Here is a 21,652-nt window from a genome sequence, read left to right on the forward strand (position 1 = left end):
TCTCCTGTCATCATCCAAGATGATCTGTTAAAAATTGGCCCAAGGCAGTTTGTGAAACTGTGATCTGCTCTTCCTGATTACGCAGGTTTTTAATACTGACCTCATTATTAAGTAACTCATTCTCTCCAATAATGATGGCATAATCAGCACCGCTCTTATCTGCTTTTTTAAACTGGCTCTTAAAACCGCCGCCTGCAGTATTCGTCAATACCTGCCACTCCGGGTTTGTCGCTCTTAATTGTTCTGCGATAACCAGAGCCTGTAACAATTCTTTTTCACCTGTCGCTACGATAAAAAAGCTGGGGTAAGCGGGTACTGGCAAGCTAAGGTCAAGAGTTTCCAATAATAACAGCATTCGTTCAACACCAATAGCAAAACCCACTGCCGGAGCAGGATTTCCGCCTAATTGTTCAACTAAAGCATCATAACGTCCACCGGCACAAACAGTGGCCTGACTGCCAAGCTTGTCTGTGACCCATTCAAAAACAGTATGGCCATAATAATCAAGCCCCCTGACAAGCTGAGGATTTATGGTGTATGGAATTCCCAGGCGCTCAAGACCATCACAAAGCGTTGAAAAATGCTGGCTGCTTTTTTCTCCAAGGGAATCGCCCAATTTTGGAGCATTTGATAGCAGTTCTTGCATCTCTGGATTTTTACTATCCAGAATTCGCAATGGATTTTTATATAATCGGCGTTTGCTGTCCTCATCAAGACATTCAAAATGCTGATTTAAATAATTGCTGAGAATTTCCTTGTAGCGCTGCCTTTCGCTGATTTCACCCAGGCTATTAATCTGTAACTTGACATGATCCTGTATTCCAAGCTCACGCCACAAGCGAAAACAAAGAGCGATCAGCTCCAGTTCAATTGCAGGTCCAGGCATACCCAGTGCTTCGACGCCAAACTGATGAAACTGTCTGTAACGTCCCTTTTGAGGTTTTTCATGGCGAAACATTGGTCCTGTATACCAGAGCTTCTGCTGCTGATTGTGTAATAACCCATGTTCGAGGCATGCTCTCAGGCAGCCTGCCGTTCCCTCTGGCCGTAAACTGATGCTCTCTCCGTTTAAGTCGTTGAATGTATACATTTCTTTTTCAACGATATCAGTAATTTCACCGATAGATCGTTTAAATAATTGAGTAGACTCTACGATTGGAAAACGGATTTCCTGATAACCATAGCGGGACATGCAATATTTGAATTGTTCTTCAAGTCTTTGCCAGGCAGCACTCTGCTGGGGCAAAACATCATTCATGCCTCTGATGGCCTGGATTTTTTCAACCACCTTGGACCTCCGAAGCGCTGCTGTCTGAATCATTGCTAAACATGGATTGCATTTGTGACAGTTCAGTTAATTTGGTATCAGCTTCTGTATTGACAGCCATAGGCTTCTCTTCAGATACTTTTTCAGTAGAAATAACCGTTTGATTTGTTTTATTTTTTTGCCACCAGAGACTTACAGAAATCACTGCTGCCAAGGCAACAATCATAGTTATCCAGCGGACCACTTTCTCTTTACGGTTGGATTCGCGTCTACTTTGCCATAAGGCTTTTTCCAGCTTGCGTTCGGAGTTAAATAAACTGTTATAGGTTGACAGAAAAGGTTCCGGTGAAATCCCCAATAATTTTGCGTAAGCGCGCAGATAACCTTTGATAAATACCGGTTCAGGCATCTGCTCATAATTATCAGCCTCGAGTAACTCAATTACACGTACTCTGAGATGAAGTTTTCCGGCTACATATTCCTGACTAAAGCCCTTTTTTTCACGTATACGAGCTAATTGTGAACCAGGAAGTTCCTGATTGATTTGATTAACTTCATCCGTTAATGTTGTCGTATTCATTTTTTGCTCCGGTATAGTCCGCTGGTTGTTCCAACTTGCTAAGACGTTGTTTATAGCTTTCTTCCATGTCGAAGCGTCCTGCTTCATGAGCCGCGTCCATTGCTTTTGTTAAAAGGACCGTATCGCTGTTCACTAAATCCTTATATTGCTCTAAATAGGTAAGCGCTTTTTCGGTTTTATTGCGTTTAATCTCTAAATTAACTAATTCATAAAGCGACTGTTTGCGCTGAGAATCATGCTCCAGTGCTTTTATAAAATAATGTTCAGCTTTTGGAAAATCAGGGATTTGCTCTGCACAAAGCCCTGCATTTTCGTAGGCTCCGGCAGTATGAACATATTGAACATCTTTGACGGCTTTAAGAAAATATTGCTCTGCTTGCTGATATTGACCTTCACGACACAGGAATGCGCCATAGTTATTTAGCTGGGAGCCATTTTGCGGTGCTGCTGCAAGCGCTTTCAGATAATAGGTTTTCGCCTGAGCCTTATCACCCGTCTTCTCAAGATAATATCCCATAGCGGCGTTGACGTCCGGTGAATTTGGAGTTAAATCCAGAGCCATTAGTAGTTTTCGTTTAGCTCTCGGAATATCACCCTGCTTCAGATATGCCATTCCCAACTGAACGTTATAGGAGGACGCATCATTACGTTTTTGTGTCTCCAGTTTTTTTTCAGCCTGAATTTCTGAGCTGTGTTGACAAGATATGAGCAACGAAAAAAGAGTCAGTAATAAAAGCCGTGAACAGATTAACACAATTTTTTTCACCACTATGATAAAGAGCGCCCATTATAACCGCGAATAACGCAATTTAAAAAGACTTAGCTTTGATTTTCGTTTTGACTGACTGCTTCCTCTTTGGATTGAAAATGCAGTTTTTGCCATCGTTGCGAACGCGTGGTGCGATCTTTCACCTCTCCAGCGAGTTGTCCGCAGGCGGCATCAATATCATCGCCTCGTGTTTTTCTTGTAATGGTGTTAATTCCCTTGGACACCAATATGTCCCGAAACGCATCAATTGCCTCCTTGGAAGACCGTTCATACTGGGTTAAGGGAAAGGGATTAAAAGGAATCAGATTCACCTTTGATGGAATATCCTTGAGTAGTTTAACCAGCTGTCTCGCGTGTTCAGGCTGATCATTCACCCCTTTGAGCATCACATATTCAAATGTCACTTTGCGCTTTGGCTCATTTTTAAAATACGACTTGCAAAGCTTCATCAACTGTTCAAGGGGATATTTTTTATTGATTGGAACAAGCACATTTCTCAATTCATCATTAGGTGCATGTAATGATACAGCCAGAGCTACCGGGCTGACTTCGCGTAATCTTTCCAGATCAGGTAATACACCGGATGTGCTCAGGGTTACCCGTTTCTTGGAAAGTCCATAGGCCAGGTCATCCATCATGATGTCCATTGCCGCAACTACATTATCAAAATTCAGCAAGGGCTCGCCCATTCCCATCATAACGACATTGGTTATATGTTTATCATGATGTCCATCATTTTTAGACAAGCTTCTTACAGCCAACCATACCTGAGCAATAATTTCAGCAGTGCTTAAATTCCTGTTAAATCCCTGCTTTGCTGTGGAACAGAAACTGCAATTCAAGGCACATCCAACCTGTGATGAGACGCAGAGAGTTCCTCGATTGGCTTCAGGTATAAAAACGGTTTCAATGCAATTACCGCAGTCCAGCTTTAAAAGCCATTTGCAGGTACCATCTTTTGACTGCTGACAGGCAACTATTTCGGGAAGTTTGATTTCAGCAATTTGAGAAAGACGTTCGCGCAAAGCCTTTCCAAGATTGGTCATTTGAGCAAAATCATGATAACCCGCCTGATGAATCCATTGCATGACTTGCTGCGCGCGAAACTTTTTTTCGCCAAGTTCTAAAAAAAAGTTTTGCATTTGCTGATAATTAAAATTCAACAAGTTGATCTTACTAGTCATGACAACCTCAAAAGATAAGGCGCGCTTCGCAGCATTTATAAAGTTTATCAGAAATTAACTGGGCCGTGTTCACGAGCTCCTAATCAGGAGCTCGTGCGAATTGAAAACAGAATTATCTGTCGCAAATTTCATGAGGTTCAAAGAAAAAAGCAACTTCAGTAGCAGCGTTTTCAACACTGTCAGAACCATGTACTGCATTAGCGTCGATGCTGTCAGCAAAGTCAGCACGAATCGTTCCTGGAGCAGCTTCTTTAGGGTTTGTTGCACCCATCAGATCACGATTTTTCATGACCGCGTTGTCGCCTTTTAAAACCTGAATCATAACAGGACCAGAAATCATGAAGCTCACCAAATCGTTGAAAAATGGGCGTGCTTTATGAACAGCATAAAACCCTTCGGCTTGCTCTTTGGTCAAATGTGCCATTTTTGCAGCAACTACTTTAAGGCCTGCTTCTTCAAATCGTGAGTAGATTTGACCGATAACCGATTTGGCAACCGCATCGGGCTTGATAATGGAAAGGGTTAATTCAGTTGACATCGTCACTCCATTCAGTTCTCATTAAAGCGCGCTATTATACACGAAATTCTTTGGAAATTCTTCTTATTTCTCATCTTCGCCTAAACTGGCATCAAATAATAAAGATTCCTGATTCTCCTGAACCTGCGCTACATCCGGCTTGTAATCCGGAAGCAATTTGATTAATTCATTGATGCGTATAATAAGATCATGAAAAACACTGCGGTAGTCTTTCATTTTAACTCCCATCCCAATGACTCGATCGAAGTATTCCTCCAAATCCTGTTCCGCAGCAATTACTACCGGTTTTAATGCGCTGATTCGACCTAAAATTTGCCGGTGCTGCTCTGCATCCAGAGTGATTCCGAGGCTTGTTTCGACTCTGGTCCAAACGTCCTTGCTAATGGAGTTGTCTCCTTTGGTAAAATCGTAATGGACCAGGAGGCTGGTGAGGAATTGCGCAACTGAGTTATCAGATTCATGAATGCCTTGGGAAGCGAATTCCTGGTTAATTTCCTTTGCCATTGCTTGTACTTTCTTTTGCCATTCTTCAGCGTAGTATCTGAGTTTTTTCTGACTTTCTGATATTAACTGTTCTTGAGCCAGTTCATCGATATGAAATGCATCGTTAATCTTTAAAAGGGTTTGACGTTCCGCCTCCAGATCCTCTCTGGTGGCGCCGCCTGGAGCTTCCTCAACTTTTCCTGTCTCACCGGAGAGAAGGTAATCGATGAACAATTTCTGCGCATAAAGCTGATAGTCTCTCGCTTGCTGCATAATGATGCCATTGAACACATTTTTTAAAGGCATGCGCATCAGCGTATGATAGAAATTGTTTGGTGTTTTCAATGCATAGAGTAAATCTTCATCAGCCAGCTTTATCTTATAATTTTCCAATATCCGCTTGGCGGTAATTATTCCATAGCTTGAAAACCATTTGGATAAATCATTTTCTGTTTTTTCTTCGCTCATGATGCGTCCAATTAAAATTGTAACCAGTGAATCTCAATTAGAAAACTCGGAGGATCGCCAATTGAGGACATAATACATCTATGTTATAAGGCATATTTTGAATTATAGAATACCCCCATGCTAAGCCCTATTTCCAATGATTTGCAAATTTTAATTGATTTTTTACAAACACCTACCCCCGCCGAGTGGCTGGACGCAGCCTTAAATAATATTCCTTTGCTGTTATTGGATCATGCCCATTGCGAACGTAAGGCCGCAGCCACTGCGATTAATTTTATCAGCAAATATCCAGAGCTGGCTGAGCTTGTTAGAACGATGTCTCCTCTGGCTCGCGAGGAGTTATTGCATTTTGAAAAAGTACTCGATTTGATGCGGGAACGAAACTATTCTTTCGGCCCTTTACAGTCATGTAATTATGCCCAGAAACTACATGCTCATGTAACTAAAGGGGGAGGCTTTGATCGTCTGAGAGACCAGTTGATAGTAGGAGCAATCATTGAGGCACGTTCCTGTGAACGGTTTTATGCTCTGGTTCCTTTACTGGATGATCCGGTTTTAAGCCGCTTTTATTCGTCGCTGGTTAAATCCGAAGCGCGTCATTTTCAGGACTATCTGAAACTGGCTCATTTATATGGCAAAAATGTTGAGCCACGCTTGCAGTTTTTTCTTGAGATAGAGAATAAGATCATAACAGATAGAGATGAGTTATTTCGCTTCCACAGCGGTATTCCGGTTTGAATTTGCTGTATTTATAAGAAATACCCTCTCCCAAGTTGGGAGAGAGCGAGGTGCTATTCAGTTAAGGAATTTTGTCATTCCCGCGAAAAGCGGGAATTCATTCCTCAATCGGCATTATAGCCAGCTCAGAGATGGATCCCCTCCTTTCGCGGGATGACAGCTTAATGTACAATTGAGCTTACTTAATGGCAGTGAGGCTAAGTTGACGGTTGATTTTAAACCCCTCTCTCTAACTCTCTCCCCTTAGGGGAGAGACGATCTCCAAGCCTATCTCATAGACGGTCTGCTTGTATTTTCCTCTGTATTCTCGTTCACATTATTAAAAGCCATTTGGAAATGTTTTACAAAGTGTGCTCTTAATCCGTTCTTACTATCCGCATTCATCTTGATATAGTCATCTTGCGTCATGGGCTTACCTGTTGCTACATTTTTAATGGTGTTATCAGGTTCTCTTTTAAATCCATTTTTCTTTAACCAGACCATTAATCCTGTATCCACTAGATCTTTCTGTTCTTTAGTAAACTCTTCATCTTTATATCGCAGATGAGTAGTTAATTTGCCATCAGCATCAAAATTAACGGCATAATCAACGGCTTCTTCAGGTTGAGGTGTATAAATTCCAACTTTCTCCGCACCTGCTTTGACGACGTCCATCGCTTTTCCACCAAGCCATATAATTGCGTTTTCTACCGGGTGGCTATTGGCAAAAGTCACTCGCAGTGCAATATTTAATTTCATAAACGCATTCACCAGCTCTGATGCTCCTGTTGACCATTCGGTGAACCCTTCCATACTCCGGTCCATTAAATGAGTCGCCTTGTCATCAACCTCCTTCCAGTAAGGTTGGGAATTAGCCCAGTCAGTTTCCGCGGCAATGCGTTTTTTTGCTTCGTAAGTTGCCTGAATACTGGCATTTTCCTTAGCAATAATTTCTTCACGCAGGCGTTTTTCTATCTCTTTTTCATTCGTACTCATAATCTATCCTCTAAGCAAGGTTCGGCTGTCTAAATGTTACTCTATTAATAAATAATAACATATCCATCAAGACATGAATGATCAATTTTTGCACTAGAATATCCTGTAAAATGATCGGGAATTATAGAATTTAAACTTTTTTTCGATTTCTTTACATTAGGCATTTACGTTCTCATTCTAAACTAATAAAACTCAGACCCTTAACACTATCAAAACTTAAAATCTTTGGGGTATTATCCCAGTCGCTTAACACAAACCGTCTCAGCATCGAATGATCAGGCATCAGGTATTCGCTGAGACCTGGCTTGTGAGTGTGCCCATGTACCAGGATGGGGGTTTTTTGAAATTGCATTTCTTTAATACAGTCATCAGCAACCACGTCCATTGATTCGTAGCTTAAAGAACGATTTGACTTACTTTGCTGACGAACGCGCTCAACCATTCGATTCCTGGTACTTAAAGGCAGACTTAGAAAAAGAAAGCGAAACAATTTGTTTCGGGTTAGACGTCGAAAGCGTTGATGAGCCTTATCCAGCGTGCAATAGCGATCGCCGTGTGATAATAAGATGGCTTGTCCGTCCAACTGGATGATGCATGGATCAGCAAGTAACTGGAGAGATGCTTTTTCAATAAATTGATGACCAATCAAAAAATCCCTGTTGCCATGCATGAAATAGGTATGAATGCCAATAGATCTTAACTCTCTTAGCGACCCGGCAATCTTCTCGCTCCAGGGATTCATACCATCATCACCTGCCCAGGCATGGAAAAAATCACCAAGAATATATAACTTACGACAGGGATTATTTTTTATCCAGTTAAGAAATGTTTCAAAACGCCTGGCGATATCATTATCGCCAGGATGCAGATGCAAATCGGAAATAAAAACAGCTTCTAGCATAGGGGTTCTATGTGAATGTGCTCGTCCTGAAGATAGATTTGACAAGGGGCTGTACTAGGCTCAATTGCATCGCTAAGACGATAAAAGCCCGCGATAGACACCAGATCGGCCTCAAGAGCCTGACAGAAAATACGAGCTGTTTTATCGCCTGATATACCCGCAAGAGCGCGTCCCCTGAGTGTGCCATATACGTGAATATTTCCATCAGCAAGCAACTCAGCTCCATGGCTTACCGATGCGGTAATAATCAAATCGCCTCCCTTGCTCACTACTTGCTGACCAGATCGAACAGGAGTCGTCAATAATTTGCTTTTGGAATTCTCATGATGAGGTACTTCTTCAGGCTGCTCATCGAGGAGCGGTTTATCATGATTCATAGAGGCATGCAAAACAGCCATACCCTTGCATTGGGCCACAGTGGAAACCAGGGGATCAGCGCCCTGGACTCCTACCGGAAAAAGATTATGTTCTCTTAATTCCTGGTAAAAAGCATCCAGATCTATGGATTGGTTATTCAGCTGACTAAAATCCAATACAACAGGAGTATTGTCGAACAGTCTGGGTGCTTTTGCTATCATTTCATTTAATTGGTGAACAAAAAGAGTCTTGTCCGTGGATAATAATTGGATCACCGTAAAAGTGTATAACCGTCCTTTTAGTTTAAAAGCCTGAGATTTCAATAAATTATCTATCATTGTTCTGATATCCAGCGTCGCATTTTTTGTTTATACTAACACGAGAGGACAGATAACAGAAGGACACTATTGTGGAGAAAGTGTGGCTTAAAAATTATCAGAAAGGTGTGCCCGCAGAAATTGATATTAATGAATATAGTTCTTTGGCACAGTTATTCGACGAAGCCTGCAACAAGCATGCTGATAAAATTGCCTATGAAAATCTGGGGCACGGTATAACATATGAAGAATTAAACAGGAAATGCAACGAGTTTACGGTTTATCTGCAACAACTGGGTTTAAAAAAAGGCGCACGCGTCGCTATTATGATGCCTAACGTGCTTCAATATCCGGTTGCATTATTTGGCGCCCTACGCGGCGGTTATATGGTAGTTAACACCAATCCGCTCTATACTGCCGATGAACTGATTCATCAGATGAATGATTCTGGAGCTGAGGTCATTGTTGTTTTGGCTAATTTTGCGAAAACGGTGGAAAAAGCCTTGCCGCATACAATGCTTAAACATATAGTCGTCACCCAAATTGGTGATTTGCTTCCATTTGTTAAGCGGATTATTGTGAATGCCGTTGTTAAATACATTAAAAAAATGGTTCCAGCATACCACTTGCCTCAGGCCATCAGTTTTAACGAAGCTCTGAGTCAAGGCAGCGGCAAAACGATGCAGCCTGTTGATCTGAATCACAATGATATTGCATTTCTGCAATACACCGGTGGAACAACAGGGGTGGCCAAAGGTGCCATGCTGACTCATGGAAATATGGTTGCCAATGTGCTGCAGGCCTATACCTGGATTAGCCCAATGGATGTGGGTGAGCAGGACATTATCGTTACCGCCCTGCCGCTTTATCACATTTTTTCACTGACAGCCAATTGTCTGACCTTTTTAAAGGCCGGAGCGAAGAATGTTCTGATTACTAATCCGCGAGATATTCCCCACTTTATCAAGGAAATTAAAAATATCCAGTTTACAGCGATTACAGGTGTTAACACTCTGTTTAATGCGATGATGCATAATCCCGCTTTCCATGAAATTGATTTCAGCAAGTCAAAACTGGCGCTCTCCGGCGGAATGTCTTTACAAAAAGCCGTTGCTTTGAAATGGGTCGAGCTGACCAAAAGCCGTATTCTCGAAGCCTACGGATTAACCGAGACATGTCCCGCGGTAACCATTAATCCAATGTATATGGAAGATTACAATGGCAGCATTGGTTTACCCATTTCCTCGACTGAAGTATCGATACGTAATGACGACGGTGTGGAGCTTGGATTCAATCAAACAGGCGAGCTCTGCGTCAGAGGCCCCCAGGTTATGGCTGGATATTGGCAGCGTCCGGATGAAACTGCTCTGGTGATGACTGAAGACGGGTTTTTACGTACAGGTGATATGGCGCAAATCGATGAAAACGGTTTCGTTTATCTTATTGATCGGAAAAAGGATATGATTGTAGTTTCCGGTTTTAATGTCTATCCCAATGAGGTAGAACAAGTCATCGGGATGATGCCTGGCGTACATGAAGTAGGTGTTATTGGCGTTCAGCATGAAGAAAGTGGTGAGCGGGTGAAAGCCATTATTGTCAAACGCGATCCTGCCCTGACAGCAGAACAGGTCATTGAGCACTGCAGAGAACATCTGACAGGTTATAAGATCCCTAAAATCGTTGAGTTTGTTGACGAGCTACCGAAAACAAATGTCGGGAAAATACTGCGACGGGCTTTAAAAGAGCAGTCTCGATAAATTTGACAGAACGTCACTTACTACCTGCTACGTACCGCGACTTGCTCACGGAATCCATAAGCATTTGCTGGATGCCTTGGACAAGCCGAGGCACGTAGGGGGCATCACTACGTTTACAAGGACGACTCTGTTAAAACTGGATCTTATGATTCATTATTTAATGATGAAACTAATTTCATTGGCTAACTCACTAAACAACTGTCTATGTTCTTCTTTTATTGGTCTTCCCATTAATTCAAACAGCCACACCAGGTAATTAGTTGCCAGATTGATATCACTCCCATTCGCTTGAGTATGTTTATCCTGCACGGCGGCAAACAGTAGCTGCTGTTGATAGGATTCAGAAAATATTTCTACGTTTAAGACCTGCTTTAAATAACGATCGACCCATGCCTTATTTTCTTTTCCCAATTCAGTAATAGCACGTCTCGCCTGACGTAAATTTGAAGTGACTTCCTGTTGCCATGCAAATACAGTCTGACAGGCTTTGTTGAATTTTTCCTGAGATAATCTTTCAACATAAAAAGCAAGCCAGCAGCAATAGAGTAACAAGTTGACGTTGGCGCCCTCGTTATCCTGCAATGAGTGCGTAATCTCCTGAACACGAGAATTACCGTAAGTCGAAATTGAAAAATCCCAAAAGGGATTTTGCAAATAAGTCAGTGCCTCGGAATTACTGTTTGTCATTACAATCTCCCTGATATCCCTATAATGAGGAAATGTTTTGTTTTTGTATCCTTAACTCTTCCAACAACTGCTGAGCATCGCTTAAATTGACTCGCTTATTTAAGGCCAGATAGGCCTGTAATCGTTCTTTCAAAGCGTCTATTTCCTCGTTGCTGGCTCCTGCCGCCATCAGTAAGTTATTGATATGCAGACGCATATGCCCTTTAACAATCCCATCTGTACATAATGCGGTGAGCGCCCCGAGGTTTTGTACCAGGCCAACTGCAGCAATCACACGAGATAATTCATTGGCAGATTGTACTTTCATCATACCAAGACATAACCTGGCTGTGGGATGCAGGGTGGTCACGCCGCCAACTATCCCCACAATAATCGGTGCAGTAATCTCTCCTGTTAGTACCCCATCCTTATATCGCCAGATGGTAATAGCCTGATAACGGCCATTTCTGGAGGCATAGGCATGAACCGCAGACTCCACAGCTCGCCAATCATTGCCAGTGGCAATCAGCACCGGATCAATCCCATTCATCACCCCTTTATTATGGGTGGCTGCTCGATATTGATCCTTCTCTGCAAAAAATGAGGCCTCTTGTATGCGATTCCCCAGATGCGAGTCAACGCCCTCGATTGACACTTTCGCAGTGGTTAACTTCTGATCGTTTAAATTTGACAAGATGCACATGCTTACTTTTTCATTGGTCAGCTGCTCTATGGGTTCTTTTAAAAACTCTAATACCTGATTGATTAAATTAGCACCCATCGCATCACAGCTATTCAGAGTCAGATGAATGACTGCCATATCGCGCTGCTCATCCACAGGAACTCGTCTCAGAGTTAAATCGGTGACACCTCCGCCCCGCCTGACCATATTTGCAGCAACTTCTGAGTTGGCGTGGTCGATCAATCGCTGCCTATTTTCAGCAAAAAGATAGGCAAATTGCTCAAAGTTGCTCACATTAGCCAGTTGAATTTGCCCAATAATCCCCTCTCCATTAATTCTGGTTTCAATCTGCCCTTGCCGTCTTATCCAGCGAGCAGTTTTTGATAGAGCCGCGATAATGGATGTCTCCTCCACTGCCAGAGGGATAGTATAGTCCTTTTGATCGATGCGAAAATTAGTGGCCACACCTAAAGGGAGCTGGAAATAACCAATGGAGTTTTCGATTAATTTTTCTGATAAATCAATATGCTGAACCCCTCCCCTGGATAGGTAGCTGACATCCTCAGGGTTAAGAACTCCAAAGGCCATCAATCGCTCGAATCGCTCCTGTGAATTTAATTTGGAGAACCCATGAAATAATTCCGCTGTATCATCTTCTAGGCACATAGTTTCCCCTTTAAGTCACTGAGTACGCGGCTCCCAGTGCAAAACATGGCTACTTTTAATTCGTATTCAATGGTGGACATGCGCAACATGACTTGCTCAACCGATTCTAATGCCACTTCAAGCATTGGCTTGGCATAACCTACGGTGCTTGCACCCAATGCGAATAATTTTGCGGCATTTAAGCCATTCAGAACACCACCGGATCCCCAAACTTCAAAAACAGGTTGTAATTCAACAGCGGTTTTCACCGACGCCACTGTATCCACGCCCCAATCCTTAAATGTAATACCGGCCTGATAACGTACAGGATCATGAATAGCCCGATGTCCTTCAATACGTCCCCAATGGGTCCCACCCAATCCACTTACATCAAGGGCAGCAATACCAATATCTTTCAGTCTTCTCACTGTGGAAGCTGAGAATCCACAGCCAGTTTCCTTCACGATGATCGGTAATCCAAGTTTTTTAACAATATTTTCCAATGCGTTCCAACACCCCTTATAGGTAGTATCTCCTTCCGGCTGTATACACTCTTGCAGGGGATTACAGTGGACAATTAACGCATCGGCCTGAAGTGACTCTGTAATACGTTGAATGTCAGTCACTGAAGAAATGATTAATTGGGCAATGCCAATATTGCTAAACAGGCTGACATGAGGATAATCCTGGCGTAAAGAGCGCCACTCAAAAGCAGCTTTCGGATCGGTTAATTCGCGCCGTTGAGATCCAACACCCATGGCCCACCCGCTTTGCGCACAGGCTTCAATCAGGTTTCGATTAATTGAGGCTGCATGGAGGTGACCAGCTGTCATTGAACTAATTAAAAAAGGAGATTTTACCTTAACCCCAAAGCGGTTACTTTCAATTGAAATTTCATCAAAATCCAAATCAGGTAAAGCCTCATGTTCAAAATGTAAATTATCAAAGCTGCTTAGATTATCGGTTTGATTTTCAGGCATCAATGCCAGTTTAATATGATCTTGTTTTCGTTTTTCAAACTGCTCAAACTCATTAGCCATAAAGATACTCACTACTGATTGTCACTTATTGAAGGCTGTTTGATAAGTGGAGCTCATGAAAGAGCTATGCGATTTTCGCAAGGTACTTTTGTGAACTCCACAAACAGTTTTCAACATCTTTAATGGTGAAAATTAACCCAGATTGGTTAACAGCTCATGCATTGCCACGGCACAATCAGCTACCTCTCTGCCTTTATGGCCATACTTGCCTCCCAGACGATCCCATGCCTGCTCGTTGTTTTCAGTGGTCAGCACCCCAAAAAGAACTGGAATACTGTGATCCAGACAGACTCTCATACAGCCATCACTAACCACATCACAGACCAAATCATAGTGACTGGTATCACCGCGAATCACCGAGCCTAAAGTAATGATTGCTTTTGCCATTTTCTTACTGGCGATACGTTGCGCAACCAGCGGGATTTCAATAGCACCAGGAACGTCAAAGAGCAGTATATCCTTATCTTCAATCCCCCTCTTGCGCAGTTGATCCACAGCACCTTCCTTTAATGCCGCTGTAATATCAGAATTAAATTGACTTGTAATTATTGCAACAGGAAACGATTTCACAGGCTTGAGATCTTCAGCCGGCTTTGAATATTGCATTATATTCTCCCTACTTTTAATCGGTCATGACTTATTTAACTTGCAGCGAGCTGCCGTCGCACATTGGTTATGTCAATCGCATAATCTACACAATTCACCCCTTTATGTCCGTAGCGTCCACCAAGAGCTTCCATCGCTTGCGAGGCATGCTCGGTCGTTAGAATCCCGAATATAACAGGAATATTAAAATCTCTTGATATATCCTGGCAATCTTTACAAACCTGTGGGCCAACCCAGGTATAGTGGTAGGTTTCACCATGAATAATTGAGCCAAGCACAATGAGTGCCTCAAAGCGATTCTGAGCTGCCAACATACGCGCAAAATAGGGAATATCAAGCGCTCCGGGCGTTTCTACAACCGTTATGTGCTCTTCTTTGAATCCTCTTGCCCGCAAGTGTTCAAGAGCCCCTTCTAAAAGGGGCTTTGATACTGACGGATTAAACAGGCTGAATACGATTCCAACCGGAAAAGATTCAACGATACCTTCTTCTTCAGTGTTTTTATAATGTATCATGACACATCCTCACCTAAATTAAGAAAATGCCCTAATCTGTCTTTTTTGGTTTTCAGATAGAAATGATTTTCCATGGTGGGCGGCATTTGTGCTGAAATACGTTCGACCACCTTGATACCATACTTTTCCAGGTCTTCGATTTTTGAAGGATTATTAGTTAAAAGTCTGATAGAGTCCACTTTTAAATGGCGTAGTATCTGATAAGCCATCGCATAATCGCGTTTATCAACCGGCAATCCCAGTTTCAGATTAGCATCCACTGTGTCCAAACCTTTTTCCTGCAGCTCATAGGCTTTGAGTTTATTAGCCAGACCAATACCTCGTCCTTCCTGACGCAAGTATATTAGAACTCCCCCTTCTTGAGCGATACGGTCAATTGAATTTTGCAATTGCATGCCACAGTCACATCGGAATGAACCGAAAACATCCCCGGTTATACATTCCGAATGGATACGGACTAAAGGAGGAACATCTTTATTAACTGATTCTTTAATCAGCACAAAATGTTCTGAATTATCAAGCTGATTTGAAAACACAGTCATGCGAAAATCTTTGTAGTTTTTCATTGGTAAATTAACGGTTGCCTGTGGTTGAATCAGTGTTTCATTGCGGATACGATATTCTAAAAGCGCTTTGATGGTTACCATGAGCAACCCATGTTTCTTGGCAAAAAATGTTAAGGTATCACGTCGACTCATTGTTCCATCGGTATTCATAATTTCGCAGATCACTGAAGCTGGAGTTAAACCCGCTAACCTGGCCAAGTCAACACTTCCCTCGGTTTGACCGCCACGCTCCAGCACCCCTCGATCTCTGGCTCTCAATGGGAATATGTGTCCTGGGGAAATAAGATCACCACTTTTGCTGTTTGGATCCGCAGCTACCTGAATTGTTCGAGCTCGATCATAAGCAGAAATACCAGTTGACACTCCTGTCGAAGCCTCAATTGAAACTGTAAAAGCTGTGCCAAAAGGCGAACCATTTTTAGCGACCATCATGGGTAAGTTAAACTTATCAATGATGGCTCCTTCCATAGCAAGGCAAATGAGTCCCCGGCCGTGTGTAGCCATAAAATTAATTGCTTCCGGTGTCGCAAATTGCGCAGCGATACATAAATCGCCTTCATTTTCCCGGTCTTCATCATCCATCAAAATGATCATTTTACCGGCTTTATACGCTGCAACAGCTTCCTCTATTGATGCAAAGGCACTATTTGACATATTTTTCACCCCTAAATATCTGTAAAAAATTAACCAACTAGAGACAAATTGTATGCAACAATTTGTGCGATATAATCAAATTCCACATTGATTTTTTTCCCTTCTCCTATAAACTTCAGCGTGGTATTTTCGAGAGTATATGGCACAATCATTAATGAAATTTCTCGCCCTCTAACATCATTAATTGTCAAACTCACTCCATCCAAGGTAATTGACCCTTTTGGTATAAGGTATTTCCTTTGATCTTCTGAAAAACCACCGACCACAAGTTCTGTAAAATCTTTAATTTTCCTCCTCTCTTTTACAAATGCTGTTGTATTGACATGGCCACATACATAGTGACCTCCCAGACGCGTGGATGCCATCATCGCACGCTCAAGATTAACTGGTTCCCCCTCTTGCAGACTTCCCAGAGTCGTTACATCGAGTGTTTCTGGTGAAACATCAAATTGTAGTTTTGTTGGCGATTCAGGCAACCAGGTTAAACATGTTCCATTGACAGCAATACTCTCACCTTCCTGTAAATCGGGTATAAATGCTTCGACTACCAGCCTGTTTCCAGACGACACAGGTGTATTGGTCAAAACTTTCCCCACTTTCTCTACTAAACCTGTAAACACTAGCGTTTCCTCCAATCACAGCAAAGTATGGATTCTTCATCCATCATTTGCCAGGTTAATACAGCTTTTTTTTGATGATTCAGGCTATTTTTCAATAATTCTCCGTCACTTATATTCTTCTGATTTTCATCAGAATAAATATAAGTTCTATCCACAAGATCTGCTTGATGTAAAGCTGTCAGAAGATCAGCACTTCCTTCCACCCATACATCATGATATCCAAGTTCGCCAAGATGAGTGATTATTTCATTTAAACTTGACTCATAATTTTTCGATTTTTTAGTGTAATATGTCGCTGATTTGTTTTGAGCTATTGGTTCCTCTCCTTCATCAAAATAAATTAATACTTTTTTAGATGAATTAAAGATTTCAGAGGAATTATCTAATTGAAGATTATCATCTATGATGGCGATATTTTTCTGATATTTATTGCCATTTATATTGATATTAATCATTTGACTGTCAGGGTAATCACCTTCAGCAACAGTTAAAATGATATCTGCATTTTTCCGTTGCATTTGAAAAAAATTATGCTGTGATGGATTAATCAAACTGAAATTCAATTCGCCTGATAGATTTTGTTTTACCGCAGTGCTTACGAATGGCTTTTTAGTAAGCCGCCAGTGTCGGTAGCTGATATAAAAATCATCGATTTCTTTCAAAGGAAGATAACGGCTTTCGATGCCATGTTCTTTCAGAATAGAAGGGGTATTATTGGAAATGACTACAGGATTGGGATCTCGATACCCGTACACCACTCTATCGACTCCCTGCGCAATAATCGCATTCACACAAGGCGGTGTGCGTCCCCAATGATTACAAGGCTCCAGGGTGACATAAAGGGTGACTCCTTCCAGATGTTTTGGAAACTGCTCAAAAACCAGAACCTCCGCATGTGGAGTACCGGCTCCTTTATGAAATGCCCGAGCGATAATGTTCCCTTCACGGACAGCAACCGCTCCAACACTTGGGTTGGGAGCACAAGTTCCTCGTCCCAGAAAGGCCTGTTCTAAGGCGGCTAAAAGATAATTTTCATCCATGCTGGCAACTAACTATTTATTCTTTTATCTAACTATAGTTTTATATTTTGATTTTTGTGGAAAAAAAGATAGTTTTTTTAGTTTACTAGACAAAAAGATGCGGCAGAGGATTTATTATGAGCAGTTAAAAGGTTGTGTAATCCATGGACAGAAAAAGCAATGGTTCCAAAAATAGCGGCTTGGATTTCTGGAACATCAATGACAGATTGATTTATGCACTTCCTGGGACTGTGAATGAAGCTTGACCAATTCAATAAGGGTAAGCTATACCTTATAGAGTGACCCAAAGAACGAATCCATTTCTTAGATTAAAAACCCAAAAAATTAATTTAAACACAGCAGGTTATAATTATGAGCAATCTTACCACAAAAACAAAAATCAATGATCCGATTCAGAGGGCATCAAAAATAAAATGTCTAATCTGTGATCTGGATGGCGTAATGACTGATGGTTCAATTTACATGTCACAGAGTGGGTTTGATTTAAAAGTACTTAATGCCTTAGATGGTGTCGGTATAAATATGCTCATAAAGAATGACATTAAATTTGCTATTTTGACTACTTCCGAAATTTCTTCAATTACTCATCATTTAGAACGGTTTGGAGTAATTTGTTACACGGGACTAAGTGATAAATTACCTTCATACTATCATCTTAAAGAAGAGCTTCAATTAGATGATGAGGCAATCGCTTATTGCGGTGATGATCTTCCCGATCTATGTGTTATGAGCCGGGTCGGTCTTAGTATTGCAGTCGCTAATGCAGTAGTGCAGGTAAAGGAAATTTCTCATTGGCAGACAAAAAAAGAAGGCGGCCATGGCGCTGTACGTGAAGTCTGTGAGTTTATTTTATCAGCGCAGAACAAGCTTGAATCAACTATTGAGGATTATTATCGAAGGACTGCTTGAATAAAGGGCCTTTATATTATTTCATTCTCTTTTTGCGTTCAGCAAAATGAAGGAACGCTGATGAACCGGGAAGGAGTCGAAAAAAAAAATGAGCATCTATAAAAATAGCTTTGGTTTACCGTCTGACACCCATGGAAAAGATATTGGTGTGTTCCTCCCTATGGGTAACGGCGGTTGGATTTTATCCAAGAATAAACCTGAACTTGATGGCAGTTATGAGCTTAATAAACAAATTGCGTTAATGACCGAGAAGTTAGACTTTGATTTTGTTATGTCAATGGCTAAGTATCGAGGATACGGTGGAGAGACTAGACATTGGAACGATACGCTTGATGCTACGTTATTGGCAGCGGCAATTGCAGCCATCACATCACGGGTTAAAGTTTGGACAACCATTCATACTCTATTACAAAACCCGGCGGTTGCGGCAAAAATAATCACTACTTTGGATAAGATAAGTAACGGCCGAGCTGGTTTAAATATAGTAACGGGTTCCTATAAGGATGAATTTGCTCAAATGGGAGCATGGTTGGATGATGTTAATCATGATCAACGTTATGATTTGGCCACTGAGTGGATTCAGGCAATAAAAGCACTTTGGCGCGAGGAATCGGTCACAATGAAAGGTAAGTATTTTACCCTTATTGACTGTCAATCTGGCCCTAAACCTGAGAAGCAGCCTTTCCTGATTTGCGCGGGTATTTCTCCACAAGGCATGAATTTTACCATTAATGAAACCGATGCTATTTTCCTAAGTGGTAAAACAGATGAAGATTTGGCAAAGATTAGCTTGTCCGTCAAAGAACATGCTGAGCAAAAAAATCGCTATATGCGCACCTATATTCAGATGACTTTAATCATGGATGAAACCGATGCTAAAGCTCAGGCTCGTGCCAGGTATTATAGCGAGGGATTGGATGAAGGCGCGCTAAACGGGATGCTTAAAGCTTATGGCCTGTTGGACAAAGAAATTGGTAAAGAAAATGACTACGTTAAAGCTGCACGCACTGGTTTTCTATCGATGCGGATAGCCGGTTCAACACAAACCATTAGGGAGCGGATTCTGGAAATATTTGATCGCACTCATATTGATGGCATGATGATAATTTTTCCTGATTATTTGCACGACATTCCTATTTTTGCCAAGGAAATATTGCCAGAAATACGTAGAAAATATAGCCATGCAATATGAAGTTGGAAAGGATTCCAAAGAACCTTATGAGTTTTCTGGACGTGTTATCGAAGGGGCTCAATTAGGCCGCCAATGGGGAATACCAACGGCTAATTTAGATATGGCTAATCGCCCCTTACCTTTTACGGGTGTTTTTTGTGTGAAAGTTGAATTCGGGAACCGCGAATTAATCGGTGTCGCAAATTTAGGAAGTCGCCCTACTGTAAATGGGTTAAACCATGTTTTAGAAGTTTATATTTTTGAGTTCAATGAAAACATTTATAACGAAAATATAAAGGTTATTTTTTTACATAAACTGCGTGATGAAGTAAAATTTCCGAATGTGGAAGCTTTAATTACACAAATTCGCCAGGATATCCAGAATGCGAAAGACTATTTTGGCATGGACTCGACATGATCAGTACAAAGCCTTTCAGTGCTGGTATTTATGGCTGCAAAAAAGGTTTCATTATAAGATTTAATCCCATGTTCCATTGATAAGTAAAAGTTCAGGTAATTATCAAGTCATTGTGACAGAGATACGCTTCAAACTTATCCGTTTACGTATCAATGACTTCTCTTTCTTTTAGATTTTATCTGCAGGAGTATAATTTTTAAGCGATTTCTTTTTTACCAATTCATAGCCATGCAGGAAAAAAACACTGCTATACTTACCTTTGACTTGAATCTGCAAAAAATTATTAATTGAAGGAGTCATAGGATGAAGAATAATCCTCGCCTTATTGTGGGTATAAGTGGTGCGTCCGGTATTATTTACGGAATCCGTTTGTTACAGCTTTTACGCTCTCTCCCGATTGAAACTCATCTGGTTGTCAGTAAGTCAGCTCAGTTGACTCGCGAATACGAAACAGAGCTCTCTGTCTCAGAACTAAAAAGTATGGCGGATGTATATCATCCTATTAACGACATTGGTGCCAATATCGCCAGCGGGTCCTTTAAAGCCCTGGGGATGATCGTAGCTCCCTGCTCAATGAAAACATTGGCTGAAATTGCACATGGTATCAGCACCAATCTTATCGGACGTGCGGCTGATGTCATGCTCAAGGATAGACGAAAACTGGTTCTAATGACCAGAGAATCTCCTTTGCATCTTGGCCATCTGGAAAATATGGTTAAAGTAACCATGCAAGGCGGCATTATTTGCCCAGTGATGCCTGCTTTCTACAACAATCCACAAACTGTAGCCGATGTCGTTGACCACAGTGTGGGTCGAGCTTTGGATCTTTTTGATATTGATTCTGGAGTTGTCAAACGATGGGATCCTGACCAAGATGCTTATTAATTACCAGGATGGCCAGGACTTTAGTAAGAAAGGTGTCTGATATGAAGATTTTTAAAAAAAATGTTTCATCTGACAAAATACAACTATTTGCTCAGTCGAATTCGGCTGAGTTCAATTTTTATCGTGAGAGATTTGGGTGTTGAACGGTAGGATCGTCAACAATATCAAGTTATTCATTACTGTTATTGCGAGATTGGCTTAGCAGTTTTGTATGAAAGAGGCCCTGTCATGAAATATTATCAAGATAAAGCGTCCGCTCCAAACGAGATCAAACAGTCTACACAGTCAAAATTTACTTACCAGCCCTTGGGCGACCCTCCTAAAATTTCACTAATCTCTGAAAATTCAATCCACAACGAAAAGTTCTCTGTGCATTTTAAACAGTTTGAGAAGCTTTGCGACTGCAATCATTTCGTACATGATCTCGAAGACGACTTTCGCTATATCGGACGAGTTCAAAAGGGAAAACAGTTGGGTCGTCAATGGGGTATTCCTACAGCAAATATCGATGCTGAGCATATGTACCCTTGCCTGTCAGGCATTTTTTACGTCAAGATAAGACGTAAAAATGGCCAGAGTTATCAGGGGGTTGCCAGTGTGGGTAAAAGACCTACAGTAAGAGGCTCTACCCAGGTGCTGGAAGTTTTTATTTTCAACTTCTCTGGTGATCTGTATGGTGAGGTGCTGGAAATTTTATTTGTCCATAAGTTGCGTGACGAAATTAAGTTCTCATCTATAGATGCCCTTATTGGACAAATTTATGACGACATTCATAAAGCCCAAATACTTTTTCCTGATTAAAAAACGATGGTGTAGTGCCGCTTGCCCCGGAAAAAGCTTCGCTTTCCCCTCAGGCTTATACAATCCGTGTGCTTAAATAAGACACACGGCGCTACTTTAA

General features: G+C 41.5%; 24 protein-coding genes. 7 read left to right on the plus strand and 17 right to left on the minus strand.

The window, feature by feature from the left end:
* Positions 1-10: 10 nt before the first annotated feature.
* From hisS to DYH61_RS07645, 6 genes are all read right to left on the minus strand, one after another.
* A complete protein-coding gene (hisS, locus tag DYH61_RS07620; protein ID WP_058508300.1) occupies positions 11-1,288 on the minus strand; it encodes a histidine--tRNA ligase in 1,278 nt (425 codons plus the stop codon).
* Entirely contained in the window at positions 1,281-1,847 is a 567-nt protein-coding gene (locus DYH61_RS07625) for a helix-turn-helix domain-containing protein (protein WP_058508301.1), read from the minus strand. The genes hisS and DYH61_RS07625 overlap by 8 nt, the downstream gene beginning before the upstream one ends.
* On the minus strand, positions 1,822-2,601 hold the full coding sequence (gene pilW / locus DYH61_RS07630; protein ID WP_065236175.1) for a type IV pilus biogenesis/stability protein PilW: 780 nt from the start codon (positions 2,599-2,601) through the stop codon (positions 1,822-1,824). Before pilW ends, DYH61_RS07625 begins: the two co-directional genes overlap by 26 nt.
* Before the next feature lie 65 nt (positions 2,602-2,666).
* Entirely contained in the window at positions 2,667-3,800 is a 1,134-nt protein-coding gene (gene rlmN, locus DYH61_RS07635) for a dual-specificity RNA methyltransferase RlmN (protein ID WP_058508302.1), read from the minus strand.
* A gap of 112 nt (positions 3,801-3,912) precedes the next feature.
* A complete protein-coding gene (ndk, locus tag DYH61_RS07640; protein WP_058508303.1) occupies positions 3,913-4,338 on the minus strand; it encodes a nucleoside-diphosphate kinase in 426 nt (141 codons plus the stop codon).
* Between the two features lie 63 nt (positions 4,339-4,401).
* Positions 4,402-5,289, minus strand: coding sequence for a hypothetical protein (locus tag DYH61_RS07645; protein ID WP_058508304.1), 888 nt, complete (start codon positions 5,287-5,289; stop codon positions 4,402-4,404).
* 117 nt (positions 5,290-5,406) lie between these two features.
* Here DYH61_RS07645 and DYH61_RS07650 point away from each other — a divergent pair, with 117 nt between their 5' ends.
* Positions 5,407-6,027: a MiaE family protein gene (locus tag DYH61_RS07650; protein WP_058508305.1), complete on the plus strand. Its 621-nt coding sequence runs from the start codon at positions 5,407-5,409 to the stop codon at positions 6,025-6,027.
* A 267-nt stretch (positions 6,028-6,294) separates the two neighbouring features.
* Here DYH61_RS07650 and DYH61_RS07655 read toward each other — a convergent pair whose 3' ends face one another.
* The 3 genes from DYH61_RS07655 to minC form a co-directional block, all read right to left on the minus strand.
* Entirely contained in the window at positions 6,295-7,002 is a 708-nt protein-coding gene (locus DYH61_RS07655) for a hypothetical protein (protein WP_058508306.1), read from the minus strand.
* Positions 7,003-7,174: 172 nt separating this feature from the next.
* A complete protein-coding gene (locus DYH61_RS07660) occupies positions 7,175-7,903 on the minus strand; it encodes a UDP-2,3-diacylglucosamine diphosphatase (RefSeq protein WP_058508307.1) in 729 nt (242 codons plus the stop codon).
* Positions 7,897-8,598, minus strand: coding sequence for a septum site-determining protein MinC (minC, locus tag DYH61_RS07665; protein WP_058508308.1), 702 nt, complete (start codon positions 8,596-8,598; stop codon positions 7,897-7,899). Before minC ends, DYH61_RS07660 begins: the two co-directional genes overlap by 7 nt.
* A gap of 71 nt (positions 8,599-8,669) precedes the next feature.
* On the opposite strand from minC, the gene DYH61_RS07670 reads away from it, so the two are divergent.
* A complete protein-coding gene (locus DYH61_RS07670; RefSeq protein ID WP_058508309.1) occupies positions 8,670-10,334 on the plus strand; it encodes an AMP-binding protein in 1,665 nt (554 codons plus the stop codon).
* A 153-nt stretch (positions 10,335-10,487) separates the two neighbouring features.
* On the opposite strand, the gene DYH61_RS07675 is transcribed toward DYH61_RS07670, so the two are convergent.
* From DYH61_RS07675 to ribD, 8 genes are all read right to left on the minus strand, one after another.
* Positions 10,488-11,021 carry a TIGR02444 family protein gene (locus DYH61_RS07675; RefSeq protein ID WP_058508310.1) on the minus strand — a complete coding sequence of 178 codons (534 nt, stop codon included), beginning with the start codon at positions 11,019-11,021 and terminating at the stop codon, positions 10,488-10,490.
* 19 nt (positions 11,022-11,040) lie between these two features.
* Complete coding sequence (locus tag DYH61_RS07680; RefSeq protein WP_058508311.1) at positions 11,041-12,348, minus strand: hydroxymethylglutaryl-CoA reductase, degradative; 1,308 nt, start codon at positions 12,346-12,348, stop codon at positions 11,041-11,043.
* The gene (fni, locus tag DYH61_RS07685) at positions 12,339-13,367 is read right to left on the minus strand and encodes a type 2 isopentenyl-diphosphate Delta-isomerase (RefSeq protein WP_058508312.1); all 1,029 of its coding nucleotides are present in this window, start codon (positions 13,365-13,367) and stop codon (positions 12,339-12,341) included. The genes DYH61_RS07680 and fni overlap by 10 nt, the downstream gene beginning before the upstream one ends.
* Positions 13,368-13,499: 132 nt before the next feature.
* Positions 13,500-13,973 carry a 6,7-dimethyl-8-ribityllumazine synthase gene (gene ribH, locus DYH61_RS07690; protein WP_058508313.1) on the minus strand — a complete coding sequence of 158 codons (474 nt, stop codon included), beginning with the start codon at positions 13,971-13,973 and terminating at the stop codon, positions 13,500-13,502.
* A gap of 35 nt (positions 13,974-14,008) precedes the next feature.
* Entirely contained in the window at positions 14,009-14,488 is a 480-nt protein-coding gene (gene ribH / locus DYH61_RS07695) for a 6,7-dimethyl-8-ribityllumazine synthase (RefSeq protein ID WP_058508314.1), read from the minus strand.
* On the minus strand, positions 14,485-15,708 hold the full coding sequence (locus tag DYH61_RS07700; RefSeq protein WP_058508315.1) for a bifunctional 3,4-dihydroxy-2-butanone-4-phosphate synthase/GTP cyclohydrolase II: 1,224 nt from the start codon (positions 15,706-15,708) through the stop codon (positions 14,485-14,487). Before DYH61_RS07700 ends, ribH (DYH61_RS07695) begins: the two co-directional genes overlap by 4 nt.
* A gap of 29 nt (positions 15,709-15,737) precedes the next feature.
* Positions 15,738-16,328 (minus strand): riboflavin synthase, encoded by a 591-nt coding sequence (locus DYH61_RS07705; protein WP_058508316.1) that lies wholly within the window; start codon positions 16,326-16,328, stop codon positions 15,738-15,740.
* The gene (gene ribD / locus DYH61_RS07710; RefSeq protein WP_058508317.1) at positions 16,328-17,368 is read right to left on the minus strand and encodes a bifunctional diaminohydroxyphosphoribosylaminopyrimidine deaminase/5-amino-6-(5-phosphoribosylamino)uracil reductase RibD; all 1,041 of its coding nucleotides are present in this window, start codon (positions 17,366-17,368) and stop codon (positions 16,328-16,330) included. The genes DYH61_RS07705 and ribD overlap by 1 nt, the downstream gene beginning before the upstream one ends.
* A gap of 351 nt (positions 17,369-17,719) precedes the next feature.
* Here ribD and DYH61_RS07715 point away from each other — a divergent pair, with 351 nt between their 5' ends.
* The 5 genes from DYH61_RS07715 to DYH61_RS07735 all read left to right on the plus strand — a co-directional run bounded on the left by DYH61_RS07715 (position 17,720) and on the right by DYH61_RS07735 (position 21,552).
* On the plus strand, positions 17,720-18,277 hold the full coding sequence (locus DYH61_RS07715; RefSeq protein WP_234999849.1) for a KdsC family phosphatase: 558 nt from the start codon (positions 17,720-17,722) through the stop codon (positions 18,275-18,277).
* Between the two features lie 88 nt (positions 18,278-18,365).
* A complete protein-coding gene (locus tag DYH61_RS07720) occupies positions 18,366-19,469 on the plus strand; it encodes an LLM class flavin-dependent oxidoreductase (RefSeq protein ID WP_058508318.1) in 1,104 nt (367 codons plus the stop codon).
* Positions 19,459-19,866: a riboflavin kinase gene (locus DYH61_RS07725; protein ID WP_058508319.1), complete on the plus strand. Its 408-nt coding sequence runs from the start codon at positions 19,459-19,461 to the stop codon at positions 19,864-19,866. Before DYH61_RS07720 ends, DYH61_RS07725 begins: the two co-directional genes overlap by 11 nt.
* 303 nt (positions 19,867-20,169) lie before the next feature.
* The gene (locus tag DYH61_RS07730; protein WP_058508320.1) at positions 20,170-20,751 is read left to right on the plus strand and encodes a UbiX family flavin prenyltransferase; all 582 of its coding nucleotides are present in this window, start codon (positions 20,170-20,172) and stop codon (positions 20,749-20,751) included.
* Positions 20,752-20,979: 228 nt separating this feature from the next.
* Positions 20,980-21,552, plus strand: coding sequence for a riboflavin kinase (locus tag DYH61_RS07735; RefSeq protein ID WP_058508321.1), 573 nt, complete (start codon positions 20,980-20,982; stop codon positions 21,550-21,552).
* The last annotated feature ends 100 nt before the right edge of the window (positions 21,553-21,652 follow it).

It is taken from the genome of Legionella quinlivanii (assembly GCF_900461555.1).
GTDB lineage: Bacteria > Pseudomonadota > Gammaproteobacteria > Legionellales > Legionellaceae > Legionella_C > Legionella_C quinlivanii.